This window comes from Streptomyces bullii (assembly GCF_042657145.1).
GTDB lineage: Bacteria > Actinomycetota > Actinomycetes > Streptomycetales > Streptomycetaceae > Streptomyces > Streptomyces bullii.
Window position 1 is genome coordinate 369,878 of sequence record NZ_JBHSNY010000008.1, and the last position, 22,611, is coordinate 392,488.

A 22,611-nucleotide genomic window follows, 5' to 3' on the forward strand; every position below is an offset into this window, starting at 1 on the left:
CTCCCCGCCGGGTAATCCGCCGAGCCCGACGTCCCAGGATCCGAACACGCGTACCGTGGCATTCGGGTCATCCAGCGCCATACGCCACGCCCGCCCCCGGCCCGCCGAAATCCGGTCGGCCGCTGTCCGCGCGGCGCCGTACACTGGGCGGAGCGAAAAGCGTGGATGGGGACGAGTAGCGGCGTACGCAGCCCAGAGCGACCCGGGGACGGTGTGAGCCCGGGGGCGAGCGCGACGTGAAGATCACCCCGGAGCCGCCGGAAGAAAGCCGCAGGCAACCCCGTGGGGGACCGGCCGCGGTGAGTAGAACCGGCATCGCGACCCCAATGAGGGGGCTCACCGGTGCGCACCAGGCGCCGGAGGGCCAAGGAGGGTGGTACCGCGGGAGCGCGCCGAAGGCGGCGTAGGGAATGACGTAGCTCTCGTCCCTCCGACGGAAGGCAACATGTCCGCCGGAGGAAGATCGATGACGCAGTACCGCCAGGTGCCCGCCCAGGTCGACCTGCCCGCGCTCGAGCACGCGGTGCTCGACTTCTGGCGCGAGCAGAAGATCTTTGCCAAGAGCCTCGAGCAGTCCGCCGGGCGCCCCGAGTGGGTGTTCTACGAGGGCCCGCCCACGGCCAACGGCATGCCGGGCGCCCACCACATCGAGGCCCGCGTCTTCAAGGACGTCTTCCCTCGCTTCCGCACCATGCGCGGCTACCACGTGGCCCGCAAGGCCGGCTGGGACTGCCACGGCCTCCCGGTGGAGCTGGCGGTCGAGAAGGAGCTCGGTTTCTCCGGCAAGAAGGACATCGAGGCGTACGGCATCGCCGAGTTCAACGCCAAGTGCCGCGAGTCCGTGCTCCGCCACACCGGCGCCTTCTCCGAGCTGACGACCCGCATGGGCTACTGGGTCGACCTCGACGAGGCGTACGTGACCATGGAGCCCGAGTACATCGAGTCCGTCTGGTGGTCGCTGAAGGAGATCTTCAACAAGGGCCTGCTGGTCCAGGACCACCGCGTCGCCCCCTGGTGCCCGCGCTGCGGCACCGGCCTGTCGGACCACGAGCTGGCCCAGGGCTACGAGACGGTCGTCGACCCGTCCGTCTACGTCCGTTTCCCGCTCACCTCCGGTCCGCTCGCGGGCCAGGCCGCGCTCCTGGTGTGGACGACCACGCCCTGGACCCTGGTCTCCAACACGGCGGTCGCCGCGCACCCGGAGGTCACCTACGTCGTCGCGACGAAGGGCCCGGACGGCTCGGAGAAGCTGGTCGTCGCCGAGCCGCTGGTCGCCAAGGCGCTCGGCGAGGGCTGGGAGACCACCGGCCAGACCTTCACCGGCGCCGAGATGGAGCACTGGACGTACCAACGTCCGTTCGAACTGGTGGAGTTCCCGGAGATTGAGGGCGGCACGCACTTCGTCGTGAACGCCGACTACGTCACCACCGAGGACGGTACGGGCCTGGTCCACCAGTCCCCCGCCTTCGGTGAGGACGACCTCAAGGTCTGCCGCTCCTACGGTCTGCCCGTCGTGAACCCGGTCCGCCCGGACGGCACCTTCGAGGAGGACGTCCCCCTCGTCGGCGGCGTCTTCTTCAAGAAGGCGGACGAAAAACTCACCGAGGACCTCCAGCAGCGCGGTCTGCTCTTCAGGCACATCCCGTACGAGCACAGCTACCCGCACTGCTGGCGCTGCCACACCGCGCTCCTCTACTACGCGCAGCCCTCCTGGTACATCCGCACCACGGCGATCAAGGACCGCCTCATCCAGGAGAACGAGAAGACCAACTGGTTCCCGGAGACGGTCAAGCACGGCCGGTACGGCGACTGGCTCAACAACAACATCGACTGGGCGCTGTCCCGCAACCGCTACTGGGGCACCCCGCTGCCGATCTGGCGCTGCGAGGACGACCACCTCACCTGCGTCGGCTCCCGCACGGAGCTGACCGAGCTGACCGGCACGGACCAGTCGGGCCTCGACCCACACCGCCCGTACATCGACGACGTCACCTTCGCCTGCCCGCAGGACAACTGCGGCAAGACCGCCACGCGCGTGCCGGAGGTCATCGACGCCTGGTACGACTCGGGCTCGATGCCGTTCGCGCAGTGGGGCTACCCGTACAAGAACAAGGAGCTCTTCGAGAGCCGGTACCCGGCGCAGTTCATCTCCGAGGCCATCGACCAGACCCGCGGCTGGTTCTACACGCTGATGGCGGTCGGCACGCTGGTCTTCGACAAGTCGTCGTACGAGAACGTGGTCTGCCTCGGCCACATCCTCGCCGAGGACGGCCGGAAGATGTCCAAGCACCTGGGCAACATCCTCCAGCCGATCCCGCTCATGGACCAGCACGGCGCCGACGCGGTCCGCTGGTTCATGGCGGCCGGCGGCTCCCCCTGGTCGGCCCGCCGCGTCGGCCACGGCACCATCCAGGAGGTCGTCCGCAAGACGCTCCTGACCTACTGGAACACGGTCGCCTTCCAGGCCCTGTACGCCCGCACGTCCGGCTGGGCCCCGAGCGAGGCCGACCCGGCCCCGGCCGACCGCCCGCTGCTGGACCGCTGGCTGCTGTCCGAGCTGCACGCGCTGACCGACCAGGTCACCCAGTCCCTGGAGGGCTACGACACCCAGCGCGCCGGCAAGCTGCTGTCCGCGTTCGTCGACGACCTGTCGAACTGGTACGTACGCCGGTCCCGGCGCCGCTTCTGGCAGGGCGACAAGGCCGCGCTGCGCACCCTGCACGAGGTGCTGGAGACGGTCACCCGGCTGATGGCGCCGATCACCCCGTTCATCACCGAGCGGGTCTGGCAGGACCTGGTCGTGCCGGTCACCCCGGGCGCGCCCGAGTCGGTGCACCTGTCCTCGTGGCCGGAGGCGGACCTGTCGGCGATCGACCCGGAGCTATCCCGGCAGATGGTGCTGGTGCGCCGCCTGGTCGAGCTGGGCCGCGCCACGCGCGCGGAGTCGGGCGTCAAGACGCGCCAGCCGCTCCGGCGCGCTCTGATCGCCGCCACGGGTTTCGACACGCTGGACCCCGAGTTGCACACGCAGATCACGGAAGAGCTGAACGTCGAGTCCCTGGCGTCGCTGAGCGAGGTCGGCGGTTCCCTGGTGGACACCACCGCCAAGGCCAACTTCCGCGCGCTGGGCAAGCGGTTCGGCAAGCGCGTCCAGGACGTGGCCAAGGCCATCGCGAACGCGGACGCCGCCGCCCTGTCGCTGGCCCTGCGTGAGGGCACCGCGTCGGTGGAGGTCGACGGCGAGACGATCACGCTGGCTCCGGACGAGGTGATCATCACGGAGACCCCGCGCGAGGGCTGGTCGGTGGCGTCCGACGCGGGTGCGACGGTGGCGCTCGACCTGGAGATCACGGAGGAGCTCCGCCGGGCGGGCCTGGCCCGGGACGCCATCCGCCTGATCCAGGAGGCCCGCAAGAACAGCGGGTTGGACGTGGCCGACCGCATCGCCCTGCGCTGGACGGCCACCGACCCGGCGACGACCGCGGCCCTGACCGAGCATGCTGGCCTGATCGCCGACGAGGTCCTGGCGACGGACTTCGCCGAGGGCGAGGCGGACGGCGGCTACGGCGAGCCCTTCACCGACGAGGGCCTGTCGCTCACGTTCCGCCTGCGCAGGGCGTAGCGCACACGCCGAAGGCCCGGTCCCGCCAAAAATCTTGGTGGGGCCGGGCCTTCGGCGTTGCGTACGCGTCCCCGAACGCGCGTGGCAACAAAGGGCGAGGCCCCGGGATTCACCCGGGGCCTCGCCCTGAACGCTGCCGACGTCTACGCCGTACTCATGGCCGTCAGTTGTCGTCCTCGTCGATGAGGAAGCCGCGCATCGGGGAGGGAGCCTGCCCCATCGGCGACGGCCCCTGCGGCCGCACCGGCGCCATCGGCTGGGTCATCGCGGGCGACATCTGCTGCTGACCGCCGTAGGACGGACCGGACTGCGACGGGTTGCCGCCCATCGTCTGGTTGCCGCCGTACGACGGGGCGCCCGCGCCGGCCGGTGCCATGGAGGGCGCCGGGGACGGCGGGAGGGACGCGGTCGCGGGCGTACGCGGCGGGGCGAGCGAGTCGTCCGCCTGCGTCTCCAGCTGGCGCAGCTGCGACTCCAGGTAGGACTTCAGCCGCGTGCGGTACTCGCGCTCGAAGCCGCGCAGGTCCTCGACCTTGCGCTCCAGCGTGGCGCGGGCGGACTCCAGGGAGCCCATCGCGACACGGTGCTTCTCCTGCGCGTCCCGCTCCAGCGCGTCCGCCTTGGCACGGGCGTCACGCTCCAGACCCTCGGCTCGCGAACGCGCCTCGCCGACGATCTTGTTGGCCTCGGAACGGGCCTCGGCGATCGCCTGGTCGGCGGTCTGCTGGGCCAGCGACAGGACACGGGCGGCGCTGTCGCCACCAGGGCCCTGACCGGGCATTCCGGGACCACCCATGGGACCGCCCATCGGGCCCGGACCCATCTGCCCCTGCATCGGACCCTGGCCCATCGGGCCGGGACCCTGCCCCATCGGGCCGCCGGGACCCTGCGGGCCCCCCTGTCCGCCGGGGCCGGCGGGCAGCTGCGGCGCACCGCTCGGCAGCTGGGGCGGACCACCCATGGGGCCACCCATCTGCTGCTGCGGCGGGCCCGATATGCCGGCGGGAACGGGCGCCCCGGGACCTCGCATGCCCTGCTGCTGAGGATGCTGCTGGTCCTGCTGCTGCTCCGGAGGCTTGCGCATGTTCTGCTGGTTCTGCGCGGCGGCACGCGTGGCGGCGGCCAGCTTGGCGCGCAGATCCTCGTTCTCTCGGAGCAGGCGGGTCAGTTCGGCTTCGACCTCGTCGAGGAAGGCATCGACCTCGTCCTCGTCATAGCCTTCTCGGAGGCGGACGGTCGTGAACTGCTTGTTCCGCACGTCCTCGGGGGTCAACGGCATCTCTTCACCTCAACGTAGTCGTCGGCATTCGGCAAGACCGTAGTTCACATCGCTCACAGCCGGCTCACGATCGAGATCAGGATGTAGACGATGATCATCAGTACGAAGAAGGACAGGTCGAGCGCCACGCCCCCGAGACGCAGCGGCGGAATGACCCGCCGCAGAAGCTTGAGCGGTGGATCGGTGACAGTGTAGGTGGCCTCCAGAACGACCACCATCGCCTTGCCGGGTTGCCACGAGCGGGCGAACTGGAAGACGTAGTCCATGACCAACCGGAAGATGAGCACGATGAGGAAGCACATCAGCGCGATGTAGATGACATCCAGAACCACGCTCATGACCTGCGCTTCCCTCTCCCCAGTGCCCTGCTGTGTACTTCTGTTTCCGGTGTTGCGTCTCAGCTCTGGTTGAAGAACCCGCCCTCTGCGATGCGGGCCTTGTCCTCCGCCGTGACATCGACGTTAGCAGGAGACAACAGGAACACCTTCTGCGTCACCCTCTCGATACTGCCGTGAAGACCAAACACCAAACCGGCAGCAAAGTCGACAAGTCGCTTCGCATCTGTGTCATCCATCTCAGTCAGATTCATGATCACCGGGGTGCCCTCACGGAAGTGTTCCCCGATGGTACGGGCCTCGTTGTAGGTCCGCGGGTGAAGCGTGGTGATCCGGTAAGGCTCTCGCTCCGACACGACCTTGGGCATGATCACCGGTGCGTTCTTCTCCAGACTTGCGCGTTCTTGTGTGATGGATGCCACGGGCGCGATGCGCGCCGGGCGGCCCGATTCCGCGGGCAGCGAAGCGGCACGGGCGACCGGTTCGCGGGGCGCGGGCGGCTGTACGACTCGCACCTCTTCGTCCCTTTGAGGCTGATGTGAGACATGCGGTTGGTGGGACGGGTCGTGCCGCCGGTGGTCCCGTTCGGGCTCCGGGTCCAGTTCCGGTTCGAAGTCGTCGTCGGGGTCGAATCCGCGGCCGTCGTACCCATCGTCCTCCACGAGGCCGAGGTAGACCGCCATCTTGCGCATCGCGCCGGCCATTCTCTGAGTCCTCCGCTCTGTGGTGGATCGGCTGACGACTGCCAAGTGCCCGCGATCCACGTGGTCGTCAAGTCCGCTATTCGGCGGCAATGACCATATTTTCTGCTGTGGTCCGACTTCCTGGCGACGTTACCCGAGCCGGGGGCGGACTCCGAGTACCGCGCTGCCGACGCGCACATGTGTCGCCCCGGCGGCCACGGCCTGTTCGAGGTCCGCACTCATCCCTGCCGAGACCATGGTGGCAGCCGGATGACCCCTGCGCAGGTCAGTCGACAAATCCATCAACCGCTCGAACGCCGCCTGTTCGCGTCCCGCGTACTCCCCGGTGAGCGGCGCGACGGTCATCAGCCCGTCGAGTCGCAGCCCCGGCGCCGCGGCGACCAGATCGGCCAACTCTTCGATTCCCTCGGGGGCCACTCCACCCCGCTCCCCTCGTCCGCTCGCTGTGGCGTCGAACGCGACCTGGATGAGACACCCGATCTCGCGCCCGGCCCGGACGGCCTCCTTCGACAAGGCCGTGACAAGTCGGGAACGATCGACGGATTGCACAAGATCCGCGTAACCGACCACCGATCGCACTTTGTTGGTCTGGAGTTGACCAACAAAGTGCCAAGTAAGGGGAAGATCCGAGCACTCCGCCGCCTTGGGGGCGGCGTCCTGGTCGCGGTTCTCGGCGACGTGACGCACACCGAGCTCCGACAGGATCCGCACATCGCTCGCGGGATAGGTCTTGGTGACCACGATCAGGGTCACGTCCTCACGCGCGCGTCCGGCGGCCCCGCACGCGGCGGTGATCCGCTCTTCCACCTTCGCCAGGTTCGCGGCGAGTTCGTCCTTACGGTCCGTCATGCCCCATCAGTCCAGCCAGACATAGCCGGCGAGCCGCCCGGTGGTGCGGTCGCGGCGGTACGAGAAGTGATCGCCCGACTCCAGCGTGCACACCGGCGACTGCGCCCGGTCGCGCACCCCGAACCGGTCGAGCTGCGCGTGCACACCGGCGCGCACATCGACCGCCGGAGTGCCCCAGCTGGTCTCGGCGTACGCCGCCGGCTCCACGGCGGCCACCTCGGCGCGCATCGTCTCCGGCACCTCGTAGCACCGGCCGCACACGGCCGGTCCGGTGCGGGCGGCGATCCGGGACGGATCGGCACCCAGTTCCATCATCGCGCGTAGCGCCGCCGGGACGACACCGGCGATCATGCCAGGCCGGCCCGCGTGCGCCGCGGCGACGACCCCCGCGACGGGGTCGGCGAGCAGCACGGGCACGCAGTCGGCGGTGAGCACGGCGAGGGCGAGCCCGCGCCGGGCGGTGACGATCGCGTCGACCGACGGGATCGGCGACGACGATCCCCAGGGACCGTCGACCACGGCCACATCCGCTCCGTGCACCTGGTTCATCCAGACCACCCGGCCCGCGTCGAGACCGAGCGACTTGGCGGCCAGCTCCCGGTTGGTCCGCACGGCACCGGGGTCGTCGCCGACCGCGCCGCCGAGATTGAGCTCCTCATACGGAGCGGCGCTCACCCCGCCCCACCGGTCGGTGAAGGCGAAGTGCGCGCCGCTCACGTTCTCGCGCTGTCCTATCACGTCAGGAGCATCACTTGAGGAAGTCCGGTACGTCCAGCTCCTCGGCCGCGCTGTCCGAGTAGGTGCGCGGCGCGGGGGTGACCGGCGGGGCGACCGGGATGTCGTTCACCGGTTCCGGCGCGGGCTCCGGGTCCTCCTTGGGGGTAACGCTGCCGAGCGAGCCGAAGGACGGGCGGGACTCGGTCTGCCGTACCGGGGCCGGCTCCTCGCGCTTGGCGGAGGACGAGCCGAGGACGTTGTCCCGGCGGGCCGGCGGCTGGCCGCCGTCGAATCCGGCGGCGATCACGGTGACCCGGACCTCGTCGCCGAGGGCGTCGTCGATCACCGCGCCGAAGATGATGTTGGCCTCGGGGTGGGCGGCCTCGCTGACCAGCTGGGCGGCCTCGTTGATCTCGAACAGGCCGAGGTCGGAGCCGCCGGAGATGGAGAGCAGCACGCCGCGGGCGCCGTCGATGGAGGCCTCCAGCAGCGGCGAGGAGATCGCCATCTCGGCCGCGGCCACCGCGCGGTCGTCGCCGCGGGCCGAGCCGATGCCCATGAGGGCCGAACCGGCCTCGGACATGACCGACTTGACGTCGGCGAAGTCCAGGTTGATCAGGCCGGGCGTGGTGATGAGGTCGGTGATGCCCTGGACACCGGAGAGCAGGACCTGGTCGGCCGACTTGAAGGCGTCGAGGACCGAGACCTGGCGGTCCGAGATGGACAGCAGCCGGTCGTTCGGGATGACGATGAGGGTGTCGACCTCTTCGCGGAGCTCGGCGATGCCGTCCTCGGCCTGGTTCGCGCGGCGCCGTCCCTCGAAGGTGAACGGGCGCGTCACCACGCCGATGGTGAGGGCGCCGAGGGAGCGTGCGATGTTGGCCACGACGGGCGCGCCGCCGGTGCCGGTGCCGCCGCCTTCACCGGCTGTCACGAAGACCATGTCGGCCCCCTTGAGGACCTCCTCGATCTCCTCGCGGTGGTCCTCGGCGGCCTTGCGGCCGACGGCCGGGTTGGCTCCGGCGCCGAGTCCGCGGGTGAGTTCACGGCCGACGTCCAGCTTGACGTCGGCGTCGCTCATCAACAGAGCTTGCGCGTCGGTGTTGATGGCGATGAACTCGACGCCCTTGAGACCGACCTCGATCATCCGGTTGATGGCATTGACACCACCGCCGCCGACACCGATGACTTTGATGACTGCGAGGTAGTTCTGCGGTGCTGCCACGTCGAAGGCCTCTCGCCTCGAGTTACGTGTCGCCGAATCACCGTGACGCCGCTGCGCCCCGCGACCCGACGACTGATGCCGAATGGGACGGTCCGTATCGCCGACCCGAACCCTAACGCTGAAGTTTAGGGTTACCAGTGTGCCTGTTCCCTGAAGTCTTCTGAACAGGACACTAAGTCGACAAGTGGCGCCCGTTCAACGAACACGCCGAACCTCCCGTTTTTCTTTTCACCCTATGTGATCAGCCGTAGCGCCGCCCAACCAGGGTGCTGGCCTGCGCAGATGTGCGTCAACTCCCTGATGACGCAGGCGCGGTGGGGACGCTGACGTCGAAGTGCCGCGCACCCGGCGCGGCTTTCATCAGAGCGGTGAGCGTACGCGCCTTGGCCGCGCCCTTCTCGCCGCTTCCCCAGTCCACGGTACGGCCGCCGCCCAGCTCCAGTGAGATGGCGTCGTACGAGCGCACCTTGACGGTCCGGGTGTCACGGGCGACCGCGGCCGGAATCGCGCGGGCGACCCGCACCGCCTCGCGCACGAGCCGCGCCTCACCGAAGCGGCGCAGGCTCGCGGCGGCGGAGCCGGACCGCGACAGCGTCAATTTCAGGGTGGGCACGCCTTTCGGAGCCTCAGAAACCGTAGCGAAACGGACACCCTCATCGTCCACTTCGACGAACTTTCCGCCCTTTTGGACAATGAGAACCGGAGTACGTTCCACCACTTTCAGCCCGATTCCATGCGGCCAGGAACGGGTCACGTCAACCGTGTCAATTCGGGGCAATTTCTGCCGCAGTCGTGACTCGATCGCGCCCGTGTCGACGGAAATCAACGGCTGTCCCAGGGGAACGTCGGCGGCCTCGCGGACCTGAGCGGGTGTCAGCACGCGTGTCCCCGACACCGACACATGCTCGGCGCGCAGCCAGCTCGAGCCGTACAGCAGCCAGACCGTCGGGATCCCGAGGAAGACCAGGGCGAGCACCAGGATGAAGATCGTACGGAGGTGGGACCGCCGCCGTACGGGCGGCGGGCCGGACGACTCCTGCTGGCGTTCACCGCGCTCCGCGGTCGTCGATCCGGCCACGCTGCCTGCCTTCCGTCATACGTGCCTAGCGGTGTGCACGACTGGCGGCGATCGCCTCGTACACCATGCCGACGAGGAGGTCGTCGGCGTCCCGGCGGCCGAACTCGGCGGCGGCGCGGGACATCTCGTACAGCCGGTGCGGGTCGGCGAGCACGGGCAGGACGTTCTGCTGCACCCACTCCGGGGTGAGGTCCGCGTCGTCGACCAGCAGACCGCCGCCGGCCTTGACCACCGGCTGGGCGTTCAGCCGCTGCTCGCCGTTGCCGATGGGCAGCGGGACGTAGGCGGCCGGGAGTCCGACGGCGGAGAGCTCGGCGACGGTCATCGCGCCCGCGCGGCAGAGCATCATGTCGGCCGCGGCGTACGCGAGGTCCATCCGGTCCAGGTAACTTACCGGGATGTAGGGGGGCATCCCAGGCATCTGGTGGACCTGCGGCAGTTCGTTCTTCGGACCGACCGCGTGCAGGATCTGGATGCCGGCCTGCTGGAGGTAGGGGGCGACCGCCTGGACGACCTCGTTGAGGCGGCGGGCGCCCTGCGAGCCGCCGGAGACCAGGAGGGTCGGCAGGTTGGGGTCGAGGCCGAACGCCGCGCGGGCCTCGGGCCGCACCGCGGCCCGGTCCAGGGTGGCGATGGAGCGGCGCAGCGGGATGCCGATGTAGCGGGCGCCTCGCAGCTTGCTGTCGGGAGTGGAGACGGCGACCTGGCTGGCGTAGCGCGAGCCGATCTTGTTGGCCAGGCCCGGGCGGGCGTTCGCCTCGTGGATGACGATCGGCACGCCGAGGCGCTTGGCCGCGAGGTAGCCGGGCAGGGCCACGTAGCCGCCGAAACCGACCACGACGTCCGCCTTGGTGCGCTCCAGGATCTGCTCGGTCGCCTTGATGGTGCCGCGCAGCCGGCCCGGGACGGTGATCAGCTCGGGGGTGGGCTTGCGTGGCAGCGGGACCGCGGGGATCAGCGCGAGTTCGTACCCACGCTCGGGTACGAGACGTGTCTCCAGGCCGCGCTCCGTGCCCAGGGCCGTGATGCCCACGGTCGGATCCTGCCTGCGCAGGGCGTCCGCGAGGGCGAGCGCGGGCTCGATGTGGCCCGCGGTTCCTCCGCCGGCGAGTACGACATGCACCGAAATTCACCGCTCTCCGGACGAGCGCGCCGCCGAGGCGCGCCGTCGCATCGTGTTCCATCTCCGAGGGCTCCGATTAAACGCTGAGCCTCCGGCCCCCCGCTTTCTACCAAAGCGGGGTTGCCGCATCGCAAGCGCCGCCCGCGCAGCGGGCTCCTCGCGCGCGAAGGCGATCAGCAGCCCGATGGCGAACATGGTCGGCAGCAGGGCGGATCCCCCGTAGGAGAACAGCGGGAGGGGGACGCCGGCGATCGGCAGCAGGCCGAGCACCGCACCCATGTTGATCACGGCCTGGGCCGTGATCCAGGTGGTCACGCCTCCCGCGGCATACCTCACGAAGGGGTCCTCCGTGCGTCCGGCCACGCGGATACCCGCATAGCCTAGAGCCGCGAAGAGGGCGAGCACTGACAGCGTCCCCGCCAGGCCCAGTTCCTCACCGGTGACGGCGAAGATGAAGTCGGTGTGGGCTTCGGGGAGTTGGCCCCATTTCTCCACACTCGCACCGAGCCCGGAGCCGAAGACTCCGCCCGAGGCGAGCGCGTAGATGCCGTGCACGGCCTGCCAGCAGTCGACCGGTCCGGACTGGGGTTCGGTGGCGCCGAGGCACTGCAGGCGGGCCATGCGGTTCGAGCTGGACGTGATCAGGACCGCGCCGACCAGCGCGGCGATCGACAGCACGCCGACGAACAGCCGCGTGGGGGCGCCGGCGAGCCAGAGCAGGCCGAACAGGATCGCGGTGAGGATGATCGCGGTTCCCATGTCGCCGCCGATCATGATCAGCCCGAGCAGCATGAAGCCCGCCGGCACGAGCGGCACCAGCATGTGCTTCCACTGCGTCAGCAGCTTCTTGTCCTGTTTGCGGGCGAGCAGGTCGGCGCCCCACAGCACGAGCGCCAGCTTGCCGAACTCGCTGGGCTGGATCTGGAAGGAGCCGCCTAGCGAGATCCAGTTCTGGTTGCCGTTGACCGCCATCCCTATCCCCGGGATCTGCACCAGGATCATCAGGAAGACGGCGCCCGCCAGGATCGGGTAGGCCAGCGCGCGGTGCAGCTTCACCGGCATCCGGGAGGCCGCGTACAGCAGCACGGCGCCGATCACGGCGGCGAGCAGCTGCTTGCGGAAGAAGTACGACCCGGGCAGCGACATCTGCAGCGCGGTGATCTGGGAGGCCGAGTAGACCATCACCAGTCCGAGCACGGTGATCAGCAGGCTGCCGCCGAGGATCAGGTAGTAGGCGGTCAGCGGGCGGTCCCAGGCCCTGCGCACGCGCGTGTGGAAGCCGAGGACGGGGTTCTCGCGCGCGGGCCGGGGCGCGGCGGGCCTGCGTGCGGCCCGCTGCACGGGCGGCCGACCGGTACGGCTACCGGGCATCGGCGTCTCCGTGGCTCGTCGGTGTCAGCGAAAACGCCGCCGCCGGGCACGTCGGCCTCACCGGGTACGTCGGCCTCAAGGGTCCCACGGGTCCCTCCCAAGGTCGCCCGGCGCGAGCGGCCGGGTCAGGCGCCGAGTTCGCGAACCGCCTCCGCGAACGCGTCACCGCGCTTGTTGTAGTTGGCGAACATGTCCATCGAGGCGCAGGCCGGGGCCAGCAGCACCGTGTCACCGGGCTGCGCGAGCCGCTTCGCCTCCTGGACTGCCTGGAGCATCGCCCCAGTGTCGGTCCGGTCGAGGTCGACGACGGGTACTTCCGGCGCGTGTCGCGCGAGGGCTTCGCGGATCAGGGCACGGTCCGCGCCGATCAGCACGGCCCCGCGAAGGCGCTTCGCCGACTTGGCGACGAGCTCGTCGAAGGTGGCGCCCTTCGCGAGTCCGCCCGCGATCCACACGATCGACTCGTACGCTGCCAAGGAGGCTTCCGCGGCGTGCGTGTTGGTCGCCTTGGAGTCGTCGACGTACGCCACTCCCTCCACGTCCGCCACGTGCGCGATCCGGTGGGCGTCGGGGCGGAAGGCCCGCAGACCGTCCCGTACGGCCGCGGCGGGCACGCCGAAGGCGCGGGCGAGGGCCGCCGCGGCAAGGGCGTTGGCGATGTTGTGCGGGGCCGGCGGGTTGACGTCGGAAACCTCGGCGAGCTCCTGGGCGTTCTTCTGCCGGTTCTCGACGAAGGCGCGGTCGACCAGGATGCCCTCGACGACGCCGAGTTGGGAGGGCGCCGGCGTGCCGAGCGTGAAGCCGACGGCCCGGCAGCCCTCCTCGACGTCGGCCTCGCGGACCAGGTCCTCGGTGGCCTTGTCGGCGACGTTGTAGACGCAGGCGACCCGGTTGCCCTCGTAGATGCGGCCCTTGTCCCGTGCGTACGCCTCCATGGAGCCGTGCCAGTCGAGGTGGTCGGGGGCGAGGTTGAGCACGGCGGCCGAGTGGGCGCGCAGGGAGGGTGCCCAGTGGAGCTGGTAGCTGGACAGCTCCACGGCCAGGACGTCGTACCGCTCGTCGCCGAGGACCGCGTCCAGGAGCGAGACGCCGATGTTACCGACGGCGGCGGTGCGCAGTCCGGCCGCCTTCAGGATCGAGGCCAGCATCTGCACGGTGGTGGTCTTGCCGTTGGTGCCGGTGACGGCCAGCCAGGGGGCGGCGTCCGGGCCGCGCAGGCGCCAGGCCAGCTCGACGTCGCCCCAGACGGGCACGCCCGCCTTCTCCGCGGCCGTGAACAGCGGCTTGTCGGGCTTCCAGCCGGGCGCGGTGACGATCAGCTCGGTGCCTTCGGGCAGGGTGTCGCCGTCGCCGAGGCGGACGGTGACGCCGAGGGCCTCCAGTTCGGCCGCCTGGGCCCGGGCGCGCTCGTCGTCGCCGTCATTGACGACCGTGACGTGCGCGCCGAGGCCGTGCAGCACCTTGGCCGCCGGGACGCCGGAGACGCCGAGCCCGGCGACGGTGATGCGCTTGCCCTGGAACTCAGGACGTTCCGAAGACACCGAGGAGGTCACTTGTCCGCTGCCCATCCCGCGTAGAAGAGGCCCAGTCCGACAATCACACAGATGCCCTGGATGATCCAGAAGCGGACCACCACAAGGACCTCGGACCAGCCCTTGAGTTCGAAGTGGTGCTGGAGTGGCGCCATCCGGAAGACGCGCTTGCCGGTCAGGCGGAAGGAGCCCACCTGGATCACCACCGACATGGTGATCAGGACGAACAGACCGCCGAGGATGGCGAGCAGCAGCTCGGTGCGGGAGCAGATCGCCAGACCCGCGAGCACACCGCCGAGCGCCAGCGAACCGGTGTCGCCCATGAAGATCTTGGCCGGTGAGGTGTTCCACCACAGGAAGCCCAGGCAGGCGCCCATCAGCGCGGCGGAGACGACCGCGAGGTCGAGCGGGTCGCGCACCTCGTAGCAAGCGTTGGGGTTGGTCAGGTCGTTGGCGTTGGCGCACGACTCCTGGAACTGCCAGACGCCGATGAAGGTGTAGGCGCCGAAGACGAGCACGGAGGCACCGGTGGCCAGACCGTCCAGACCGTCGGTGAGGTTCACGCCGTTCGACATCGCGAGGATCATGAACAGCGCCCAGACGACGAACAGCACCGGGCCGATGGTCCAGCCGAAGTCCGTGATGAACGACAGCTTGGTGGAGGCCGGTGTGTTGCCGCGGGCGTCCGCGAACTGCAGCGAAAGCACCGCGAAGGCGATACCGACGATCAGCTGGCCGGCCATCTTCGCCTTGGCCCGCAGACCCAGCGAACGCCGCTTGACGATCTTGATGTAGTCGTCGAGGAAGCCGACCAGACCCATGCCCGCCATCAGGCCGAGGACCAGCAGACCCGAGTAGGTCGGGGCCGCGTCGGCCTCCTCGTCCAGGGCGCTGGTGATCACCTTGGCCAGGAAGTACGCCGCGATCGTCGCCAGGATGAAGGCGATGCCGCCCATGGTCGGCGTACCGCGCTTGCTGGCGTGCTCACGCGGGCCGTCGTCGCGGATGTACTGGCCGTAGCCCTTGCGCGCGAGCAGCTTGATCAGCAGCGGGGTGCCGACCAGCGTCAGGAAGAGGCCAATGACTCCTGCGAACAGGATCTGCTTCATCATCGGGCGGCAACCTCACCCTCGGCACCGGTCTCGAGCAGCGCCTGGGCAACGCTCTCGAGTCCGACCGAACGGGACGCCTTCACGAGTACGACGTCCCCCGGGCGCAACTCGCTGCGCAACAGGTCGATCGCCGCCTGTGCGTCGGACACGTGCACCGACTCCTCACCCCACGAACCCTCGTTATATGCGCCCAGTTGCAGCCAGGCGGCTTCCCTGCCGCCGACCGCGACGAGCTTGCTGACGTTGAGCCGGACGGCGAGCCGTCCGACCGCGTCGTGCTCGGCGAGCGCCTCGTCCCCGAGCTCGGCCATCTTGCCGAGCACCGCCCATGTGCGACGCCCCTTGCCCATCGCCGCCAGCGCGCGCAGAGCGGCCTTCATGGACTCGGGGTTCGCGTTGTAGGCGTCGTTGACGACCGTCACGCCGTCCGGGCGCTCGGTGACCTCCATCCGCCAGCGGGAGAGGGAGCCCGCTTCGGAGAGCGCGACGGCGATCTCGTCTGCGGACATGCCCAGCTCGTGGGCGACGGCGGCCGCGGCGAGCGCGTTCGACACGTGGTGCTCACCGTACAGGCGCATGGTCACATCGCTTGCACCGGAGGGTGTGTGAAGCCTGAACGAGGGCTGTCCGGTGTCCGTGAGTCGCACGTTCTCGGCGCGAACGTCCGCTTCGCCGGACTCTCCGAAAAGAAGCACCTTCGCCTTCGTACGGGAGGCCATGGCCCTGACGAACGGGTCGTCCGCGTTGAGGATCGCGGTGCCGTCTTCCGGGAGCGCCTCCACGAGTTCGCCCTTGGCCTGGGCGATCTGCTCGCGGCCGCCGAACTCGCCGATGTGGGCGCTGCCGACGTTCAGGACGAGCCCGATCCTCGGGGGCGTCAGGCTGGTGAGGTACCGGATGTGGCCGATGCCGCGGGCGCCCATCTCCAGGACGAGGAAACGAGTTTCCTCCGTGGCGCTGAGCGCGGTGAGCGGCAGCCCGATCTCGTTGTTGAGCGAGCCGGGCGTGAACACCGTCGGCGCCTTGCGCCGGAGGACCTGCGCGATGAGGTCCTTGGTGCTGGTCTTGCCCGCCGAGCCGGTGAGGGCCACGAGGGTGGCGCCGAGGCGCTGGACGACGTGCCGGGCGAGGGCGCCGAGGGCCGCCTGGACGTCCTCGACGACGATCGCGGGAACGCCGACCGGGCGGGAGCCGAGCACGGCGACCGCGCCCGCGTCCACGACCGCCTGCGCGAAGTCGTGGCCGTCCACGCGCTCGCCGACGAAGGCGGCGAAGAGGCTGCCGGGCCCCACCTCGCGGGAGTCCCGGACGACCGGTCCGGTCACCTGGACCGACGGATCCGGTATGTCGTGCGTCTGCCCGCCGACGACTGCTGCGATCTCGGCGAGGGAGAGGGCGATCACAAGTTCATCCCCTGGGTCTTCTGGATTTTCATCCCTGGGTCTTCTGGATTGCTTCGCGAAGCACCTGGCGGTCGTCGAAGGGACGGACCACCCCGGCGATGTCCTGGCCCTGCTCGTGGCCCTTGCCCGCGACCAGCACGGTGTCGCCGGGCTGCGCGCGGGCGACGGCGGCGGCGATCGCGGCGGCCCGGTCCTCGAAGACCTGCACCTCGCCACGCTGGTGCGCGGGCACGGACGCGGCGCCCTGGAGCATGGTGGCCAGGATCGCGAGCGGGTCCTCGGAGCGGGGGTTGTCGGAGGTCAGTACGGCCGTGTCGGCGAGCCGGGCCACGGCGGCGCCCATCGGCGCGCGCTTGGTCCGGTCCCGGTCGCCGCCGCAGCCGAGGACGACGTGCAGCCTGCCCTCGGTGACCTTGCGGAGCGCCCTGAGCACCGACTCGACGGCGTCCGTCTTGTGGGCGTAGTCGACGACCGCGAGATACGGCTGCCCGGCGTCCACGCGCTCCAGACGGCCCGGCACGCCCGGTACGGCGGCCACACCGTCGGCGGCGGCCTGCGGGTCGAGGCCGGCGGCGGCGAGGGCGACGATCGCGGCGAGGGTGTTGGCCACGTTGAACGGGCCCGGCAGCGGGGACTTGGCGCTGACCCGCTCGCCCTGGGGGCCGATGACGGTGAACGTCGAGTCCAGACGGCCCACCGCGACGTCCTCGGCACGCCAGTCGGCGTCGGGGTGGCCCTCGGCGGAGTAGGTGACGACCGGGACACCGGCCTCCTTGGCGAGGCGGCGGCCGTACTCGTCGTCGACGTTGACCACGCCGAGTCGGCTGCGCTGCGGTGTGAACAGCTGCGCCTTGGCCCGGAAGTAGTCCTCCATGTCGGAGTGGAACTCCATGTGTTCCGGGCTGAGGTTGGTGAAGACGCCGATGTCGAAGACGCAGCCGTCGACGCGACCGAGGACTAGGGCGTGGCTGGAGACCTCCATGGCGACCGCCTCGACGCCGCGTTCGCGCATGACGGCGAACAGCGCCTGCAGGTCGGTGGCTTCGGGGGTGGTGCGCTCGGACTTGATGCGTTCGTCGCCGATGCGCATCTCCACCGTGCCGATCAGGCCGGTCGACTTCGCGGTCCTGAGCCCGCCCTCGACGAGGTAGGCAGTGGTGGTCTTGCCGGAGGTACCGGTGATGCCGATCTGGAGCAGGTCGCGGCCGGGGTGGCCGTAGATCGTGGCCGCCAGCTCGCCCATCCGCCCGCGCGGGTCGTCGACGACCAGGACCGGCAGGCCGGTCGCCGCGGCGCGCTCGGCGCCCGTCGGGTCGGTGAGCACGGCGACCGCGCCCAAGCCGGCGGCCTGGGTGACGAAGTCCGCGCCGTGCGCGCGGGCGCCGGGCAGCGCGGCGTACAGGTCGCCGGGGCGGACGGCGCGCGAGTCATGGGTGATGCCCGTGATCTCGGCGGCGCGCTCCGGCTGCTCGGTACCCAGCTGACCGGCGAGTTCCGCGAGGGGTGTGGCGGAGACGCGCGCCGGCCGGGGCGGTCCCGAATATGTCACGGGATGACCCTTCTGGGTGGTTTGGGACTGATCAGCGTGTGGCACGGCGGTGAGCGTACCGGGCGTACCCGCCTGGGAGCGAAGTGAGGGGCGGGGGGTGTGCTGGTTCCCGGGATCGGGGGTGATCGTTGTCACGGGGCGGTCCTGGTTGCTCGGAGGTGCTCGGGGCTGATCGGGGCGTGCGGCACGGCCCGGGTCAGGGCGTGCGTCAGGGCTTGAACGTGACGGGCAGCCTCGCGGGCGCGGCGCCGGTCGGCGGGACCTGGAGGGTCTTCAGGGCGAACTCCATGACCTGCTTGTAGATCGGTCCGCAGATCTGGCCGCCGAAGTAGCTGCCCTCGGTGGCGTTCTGGATGGCGCAGTAGACGGTGACGCGGGGCTTGTCGGCGGGCGCGAAACCGGCGAACGAGGACGTGTAGCCGTGGTACTTGCCGGTGGCCGGATCCACGCGATTGGCCGTACCCGTCTTGCCCGCCACGCGGTAGCCGGGGATACGCGCCTTGGTGCCGGTGCCCTCCTCGTCGTCCACCACCGACTCCAGCATCCGGGCGAGGGTCGTCGCCGTCTTCTCGCTGATCACCCTGGTCTTCTTGGGTTTCGGGGCGGGAGTGAAGCGCCCGTCGGGGCCCTTTGTGCCGCGCACCAGCGTGGGTTCGACGCGTACGCCGCCGTTGGCGATCGTCGAGTAGACGGACGCCGCCTGCATGGCGTTGATGGACACGCCCTGGCCGAAAGGAATCGTGTACTGCTGCGAGGTCGACCACTGGTCCGGCGGGGCGAGGATGCCCTTGGTCTCGCCGGGGAAGCCGAGCCCGGTGTAACTGCCGAGGCCGAACCGGCGCAGGTAGTCGTACAGGACCTTGTTGGCCTGCCGCTGGGTCTTGCCGAGCTGGCCGGTGGCCAGGATGGTGCCGATGTTGCTGGACTTGGCGAGCACGCCGTTGAGCGTGAGGTACCACGTCGGGTGGTCGACGTCGTCCTTGAAGAGCCGGTCGCCGCGGTGCAGCCGGTTGGGGACGACCACGTGCGTCATCGGCGTGGCGGCGTTCTCCTCCAGGACGGCCGCCATCGACATGACCTTGGCGGTGGAGCCGGGCTCGTAGGCGTCCTGGAGGGCGGCGTTGCCGAGCGCTTCCGGCTGGGCGTCGGACAGGTCGTTCGGGTCGAAGCCGGGCGAGTTGGCCATGGCGAGGATCTGGCCGGTGCGGGTGTCCTGGACGATGACGTAGCCGCGGTCCGCCTTGGACTTCTTCACCTGCTCGGTGATGGCGTTCTGCGCGGCCCACTGGATGTCGCGGTCGATGGTCAGTTCTACGTCGCTGCCGGGCACGGCGGGCGTCTCGGTGGAGCCGCCCGCGGTCGGCACCAGCCGGCCCCCGGACTGGGCGTAGCGGATCTTGCCGTCCTTGCCCGCCAACTGCTTGTTCAGCTGGAGTTCGACCCCGCCGCCGGCCTTGTCCTCGCCGTTGACCCAGCCCAGTATCCCGGCGGCGAGGTCGCCGTTGGGGTACACGCGCTTGCTGGTGGGGACGGAGAAGACGCCCGCGAGGACGTTGACGGCGGACTTGTCCTGGTCCGCCTTGGTGGCGAGCGCGCTCTTGAGGTCCTTGATCTGCTTCCAGACCTGCGGCGTCTGACGTCCGGCGAGCTTGACGTAGCGCAGGTTCTTGTTCTTCGGCCGCAGCTTCCTGACGAGGGTCTCCTGCTCCTGGCCGAGGATGGGCGCGAGCAGGGCCGCCGCCTGCTCGGGGCCGTCCGCGATCTTCAGCTCGTCCGGGGCGAACATCGTGGGGTCGGCGGTGATGTCGTAGGCGTCCTCGCTGGTCGCCAGGGCGATGCCGTTGCGGTCGGTGATCTCGCCGCGCTCGGCGGCCAGCACCTGGCCGACGTACCGGTTCCGCTCGGCCTTGGCCGCGTACGTGCTCGCGTCGACGGCCTGCACCTGGAAGAGCCGCACGACGAAGGCGATCAGGACCAGGGTGAAGGCGACGCCGACCAGGCGCAGCCGGGGGCGGGGGTTGCCCAGCCGGATGAGACGTGGGGGCGCCGGGCGGGGCGGGCCGGGACGGCGGGCCGGGCGGGCTCCGGGGCCGGGACGGCGCCCGCCGCCGGAGCGGGCGGGCCGGGCGGGGCCGGGCACACGGCGGCGCGGCGGTTCCCTGTCGGACACTTCCGTCACCTGCCGGGAGTCGGGGTCGGAGTCGGGCTCGTGGCGGGGGTGGGGGTGGCCGCGGGCGCCGGGGGCGCCGGACTCGGCGCGGCGGGTGTCGAGGGCGGCGGCGGGAGCGTGGCGGTGATCATCGCCTCGGGCGCCATGAGCAGCGGGTTGGGCGCGGAGCCCTGCCGCGCGGCGGCAGCGGGACTCGGTACGCCCTTCACCCTGCCGTCGGGGTCGAGGAAGGCGGGGTCGCCACCGGGCACCATGCCGAGCTCGCGGGCGCGGCGCTGGAGGGCGTCGGGGGCGGAGTAGGCGTCGATGTCCCGCTGCAGGGCCTGTTCCTCGTCGGTGAGGTTCTTTGTCTCCCGCTGGAGGTCGTCGAGCTTGAAGGCGCCCTCGCTGAGCGCGGAGTTCAGCACCAGCAGGCCGATCAGGCCACCGCCCAGGAGGAGCACGACGAGGAGTACGAAGGGGGTGCGGGCCGCCTGTCCGGGCCCTGTCGGGAGGAGCCGCGCGAGACGGGCCGCCCTTCCCTTCAGTTCGGGTTTGCTACTCACTCACGCTCCCCTTCGCGGGCCTCACTCGACGTCCTCCCTGATGCGCTCGGCGCCGCGCAGCCGGGCGGGGGCCGCACGCCGGTTCTCGGCGATCTCCTCCTCGGTGGGAAGTTCGGCACCGCGCGTGAGCAGCTTGAGCCGGGGCTGGTAGCGCTCGGGGACGACGGGCAGCCCGGGCGGCGCGGTGCTGGCGGCCCCCGCCGCGAACACCTGCTTGACCAGCCGGTCCTCCAGGGAGTGGTACGACAGCACGGCGATCCGCCCGCCCACGTCCAGCACCTTCACGGCGGCCGGGACGGCCCGCTCCAGGACGGAGAGCTCGCCGTTGACCTCGATCCGCAGGGCCTGGAAGGTGCGCTTGGCCGGGTTGCCGCCGGTGCGCTTGGCGGCCTGCGGCAGCGCGTCGCGGATCAGTTCGACCAGCCGGGCGCTGGTGCTGAACGGCTCCTTCGCGCGCTCGCGCACGATGGTGGCCACGATCCGCTTGGCCTGCTTCTCCTCGCCGTACGCCCGCAGGATCCGGACGAGCTCGCCCGGCGGATAGGTGTTGAGGACCTCGGCGGCGCTCATGCCGGTCGTCTGGTCCATGCGCATGTCGAGCGGGGCGTCCTGGGCGTACGCGAAGCCGCGGTCGGCCTCGTCGAGCTGCATCGAGGACACGCCGAGGTCGAACAGGACGCCCCGCACGCGCGCGATGCCGAGCTTTTCCAGCACCTCGGGCAGCTCGTCGTACACGGCGTGGACGAGGGTGGCGCGCTCGCCGTACGGGGCGAGCCGCTCGCCGGACAGGCGCAGGGCCTCCTTGTCGCGGTCGAGGCCGACCAGGCGCACCTCGGGGAACCGCCGGAGCAGAGCCTCGCTGTGGCCGCCGAGGCCGAGTGTGCAGTCGACGACCACGGCGTCCGGCCGCTCCAGGGCGGGTGCCAGCAGGTCCAGGCACCGCTGGAGCATCACCGGGACGTGTCGACTCTGGCTCAAGGGGCCCTCTCAGATCCGGCGGGCCGCACGCACCGCCGGGTCCCCGCCCGCTCGTGAAGGGGAGGCCTGCCGGCGCCGGAAGCGTCAGCCGACCGGGAGCGGGAGGAGGCCGAGCCGTACGTACGCGCCGCGCACGTGGGGAGATCTCCGGAACGTCGCCCAGGTCTCCGGGGGAAATCGTCCAGCGGGGAGAGTCTCCGAGGAGAGCCTCGCCTCCCGCTTGGCGTCACTTTAGTCCACGGTGTCGCGCGGTCAATCAACCGGCCTGCGCGTCGCGACCCGCGGCACAGCGCCCCTGTGGGTTACCTCACAACAAGAGCCGATGACGTTCTTTGTCCCCTCTCACAGCAGGCCGGAACCGCGCGTGACCAGTACCGTCATGGTTATGACGACTTCTGCATCGGTTCCCGCAGGCCCCGAAGCCGCCATAACCGGCGGCACCGTCACCGACCGGCTCGTGGAGGCGAACAGGCGCTACGCCGAAGCCTTCACCGACCCCGGGATGGACGCCCGTCCCGTGCTGAACGTCGCCGTCGTGGCCTGCATGGACGCCCGACTCGACCTGCACGCCGCCCTCGGCCTCCAGCTCGGTGACTGCCACACCATCCGCAACGCGGGCGGTGTCGTCACCGACGACGTGATCCGCTCGCTGACCATCAGCCAGCGCAAGCTCGGCACGCGGAGCGTCGTGCTCATCCACCACACCGGCTGCGGCCTGGAGAGCCTCACCGAGGACTTCCGCACCGAACTGGAGCTGGAGGTCGGCCAGCGCCCGGCCTGGGCCGTGGAGTCCTTCCGGGACGTCGACCAGGACGTTCGGCAGTCGATGCAGCGGGTGCGCACCTCGCCGTTCCTGCTGCACACCGACGATGTGCGAGGCTTCGTCTTCGACGTGAGGACGGGCCTGCTGCGCGAGGTCGACCCGGCCTGATCCGTCCGCCCGCCCCGAAACGGCTTGCTGTCGAATTCCTGTCATTCCCGCGGCGAAAAGACCGTAAGACCGGACAGGTCGCCGTCAG

18 protein-coding genes are annotated in these 22,611 nt (G+C 70.3%); 2 read left to right on the plus strand and 16 right to left on the minus strand.

The genetic code is table 11. From position 1 onward, the window contains the following. The first annotated feature begins 466 nt into the window (after positions 1-466). Entirely contained in the window at positions 467-3,622 is a 3,156-nt protein-coding gene (gene ileS / locus ACFPZJ_RS24595; protein ID WP_381025499.1) for an isoleucine--tRNA ligase, read from the plus strand. Between the two features lie 163 nt (positions 3,623-3,785). On the opposite strand, the gene ACFPZJ_RS24600 is transcribed toward ileS, so the two are convergent. The 16 genes from ACFPZJ_RS24600 to rsmH all read right to left on the minus strand — a co-directional run bounded on the left by ACFPZJ_RS24600 (position 3,786) and on the right by rsmH (position 21,592). Further along, entirely contained in the window at positions 3,786-4,901 is a 1,116-nt protein-coding gene (locus tag ACFPZJ_RS24600; protein WP_381025501.1) for a DivIVA domain-containing protein, read from the minus strand. A 53-nt stretch (positions 4,902-4,954) separates the two neighbouring features. Further along, positions 4,955-5,239, minus strand: coding sequence for a YggT family protein (locus ACFPZJ_RS24605; protein WP_115908676.1), 285 nt, complete (start codon positions 5,237-5,239; stop codon positions 4,955-4,957). A 59-nt stretch (positions 5,240-5,298) separates the two neighbouring features. Next, positions 5,299-5,940, minus strand: coding sequence for a cell division protein SepF (locus tag ACFPZJ_RS24610; protein WP_381025504.1), 642 nt, complete (start codon positions 5,938-5,940; stop codon positions 5,299-5,301). A gap of 129 nt (positions 5,941-6,069) precedes the next feature. Further along, positions 6,070-6,789: a YggS family pyridoxal phosphate-dependent enzyme gene (locus tag ACFPZJ_RS24615; protein WP_381025507.1), complete on the minus strand. Its 720-nt coding sequence runs from the start codon at positions 6,787-6,789 to the stop codon at positions 6,070-6,072. Between the two features lie 6 nt (positions 6,790-6,795). Continuing rightward, positions 6,796-7,527 (minus strand): peptidoglycan editing factor PgeF, encoded by a 732-nt coding sequence (pgeF, locus tag ACFPZJ_RS24620; RefSeq protein WP_381025509.1) that lies wholly within the window; start codon positions 7,525-7,527, stop codon positions 6,796-6,798. A gap of 10 nt (positions 7,528-7,537) precedes the next feature. Then, positions 7,538-8,731: a cell division protein FtsZ gene (ftsZ, locus tag ACFPZJ_RS24625; protein ID WP_381025512.1), complete on the minus strand. Its 1,194-nt coding sequence runs from the start codon at positions 8,729-8,731 to the stop codon at positions 7,538-7,540. A gap of 289 nt (positions 8,732-9,020) precedes the next feature. Then, positions 9,021-9,809, minus strand: a complete 789-nt coding sequence (locus ACFPZJ_RS24630) for a cell division protein FtsQ/DivIB (RefSeq protein WP_381025515.1) — start codon at positions 9,807-9,809, stop codon at positions 9,021-9,023. A 25-nt stretch (positions 9,810-9,834) separates the two neighbouring features. Further along, positions 9,835-10,932 (minus strand): undecaprenyldiphospho-muramoylpentapeptide beta-N-acetylglucosaminyltransferase, encoded by a 1,098-nt coding sequence (murG, locus tag ACFPZJ_RS24635; protein WP_381025518.1) that lies wholly within the window; start codon positions 10,930-10,932, stop codon positions 9,835-9,837. 6 nt (positions 10,933-10,938) lie between these two features. Then, the gene (ftsW, locus tag ACFPZJ_RS24640) at positions 10,939-12,303 is read right to left on the minus strand and encodes a putative lipid II flippase FtsW (protein WP_381025520.1); all 1,365 of its coding nucleotides are present in this window, start codon (positions 12,301-12,303) and stop codon (positions 10,939-10,941) included. 125 nt (positions 12,304-12,428) lie between these two features. After that, on the minus strand, positions 12,429-13,871 hold the full coding sequence (murD, locus tag ACFPZJ_RS24645) for a UDP-N-acetylmuramoyl-L-alanine--D-glutamate ligase (RefSeq protein ID WP_381025522.1): 1,443 nt from the start codon (positions 13,869-13,871) through the stop codon (positions 12,429-12,431). Next, a complete protein-coding gene (gene mraY, locus ACFPZJ_RS24650; protein ID WP_381025784.1) occupies positions 13,853-14,944 on the minus strand; it encodes a phospho-N-acetylmuramoyl-pentapeptide-transferase in 1,092 nt (363 codons plus the stop codon). The genes murD and mraY overlap by 19 nt, the downstream gene beginning before the upstream one ends. Continuing rightward, the gene (locus ACFPZJ_RS24655; protein WP_381025525.1) at positions 14,944-16,350 is read right to left on the minus strand and encodes a UDP-N-acetylmuramoyl-tripeptide--D-alanyl-D-alanine ligase; all 1,407 of its coding nucleotides are present in this window, start codon (positions 16,348-16,350) and stop codon (positions 14,944-14,946) included. The genes mraY and ACFPZJ_RS24655 overlap by 1 nt, the downstream gene beginning before the upstream one ends. A 28-nt stretch (positions 16,351-16,378) precedes the next feature. Then, positions 16,379-17,899, minus strand: a complete 1,521-nt coding sequence (locus ACFPZJ_RS24660) for a UDP-N-acetylmuramoyl-L-alanyl-D-glutamate--2,6-diaminopimelate ligase (protein WP_381025528.1) — start codon at positions 17,897-17,899, stop codon at positions 16,379-16,381. A gap of 208 nt (positions 17,900-18,107) precedes the next feature. Continuing rightward, the gene (locus ACFPZJ_RS24665; protein WP_381025531.1) at positions 18,108-20,069 is read right to left on the minus strand and encodes a peptidoglycan D,D-transpeptidase FtsI family protein; all 1,962 of its coding nucleotides are present in this window, start codon (positions 20,067-20,069) and stop codon (positions 18,108-18,110) included. A 5-nt stretch (positions 20,070-20,074) separates the two neighbouring features. After that, entirely contained in the window at positions 20,075-20,614 is a 540-nt protein-coding gene (gene ftsL / locus ACFPZJ_RS24670) for a cell division protein FtsL (protein WP_381025534.1), read from the minus strand. 21 nt (positions 20,615-20,635) lie between these two features. Further along, entirely contained in the window at positions 20,636-21,592 is a 957-nt protein-coding gene (rsmH, locus tag ACFPZJ_RS24675; protein WP_381025537.1) for a 16S rRNA (cytosine(1402)-N(4))-methyltransferase RsmH, read from the minus strand. Between the two features lie 322 nt (positions 21,593-21,914). Between rsmH and ACFPZJ_RS24680 the strand changes: the two genes are divergently transcribed. Next, entirely contained in the window at positions 21,915-22,523 is a 609-nt protein-coding gene (locus ACFPZJ_RS24680; RefSeq protein WP_381025539.1) for a beta-class carbonic anhydrase, read from the plus strand. The last annotated feature ends 88 nt before the right edge of the window (positions 22,524-22,611 follow it).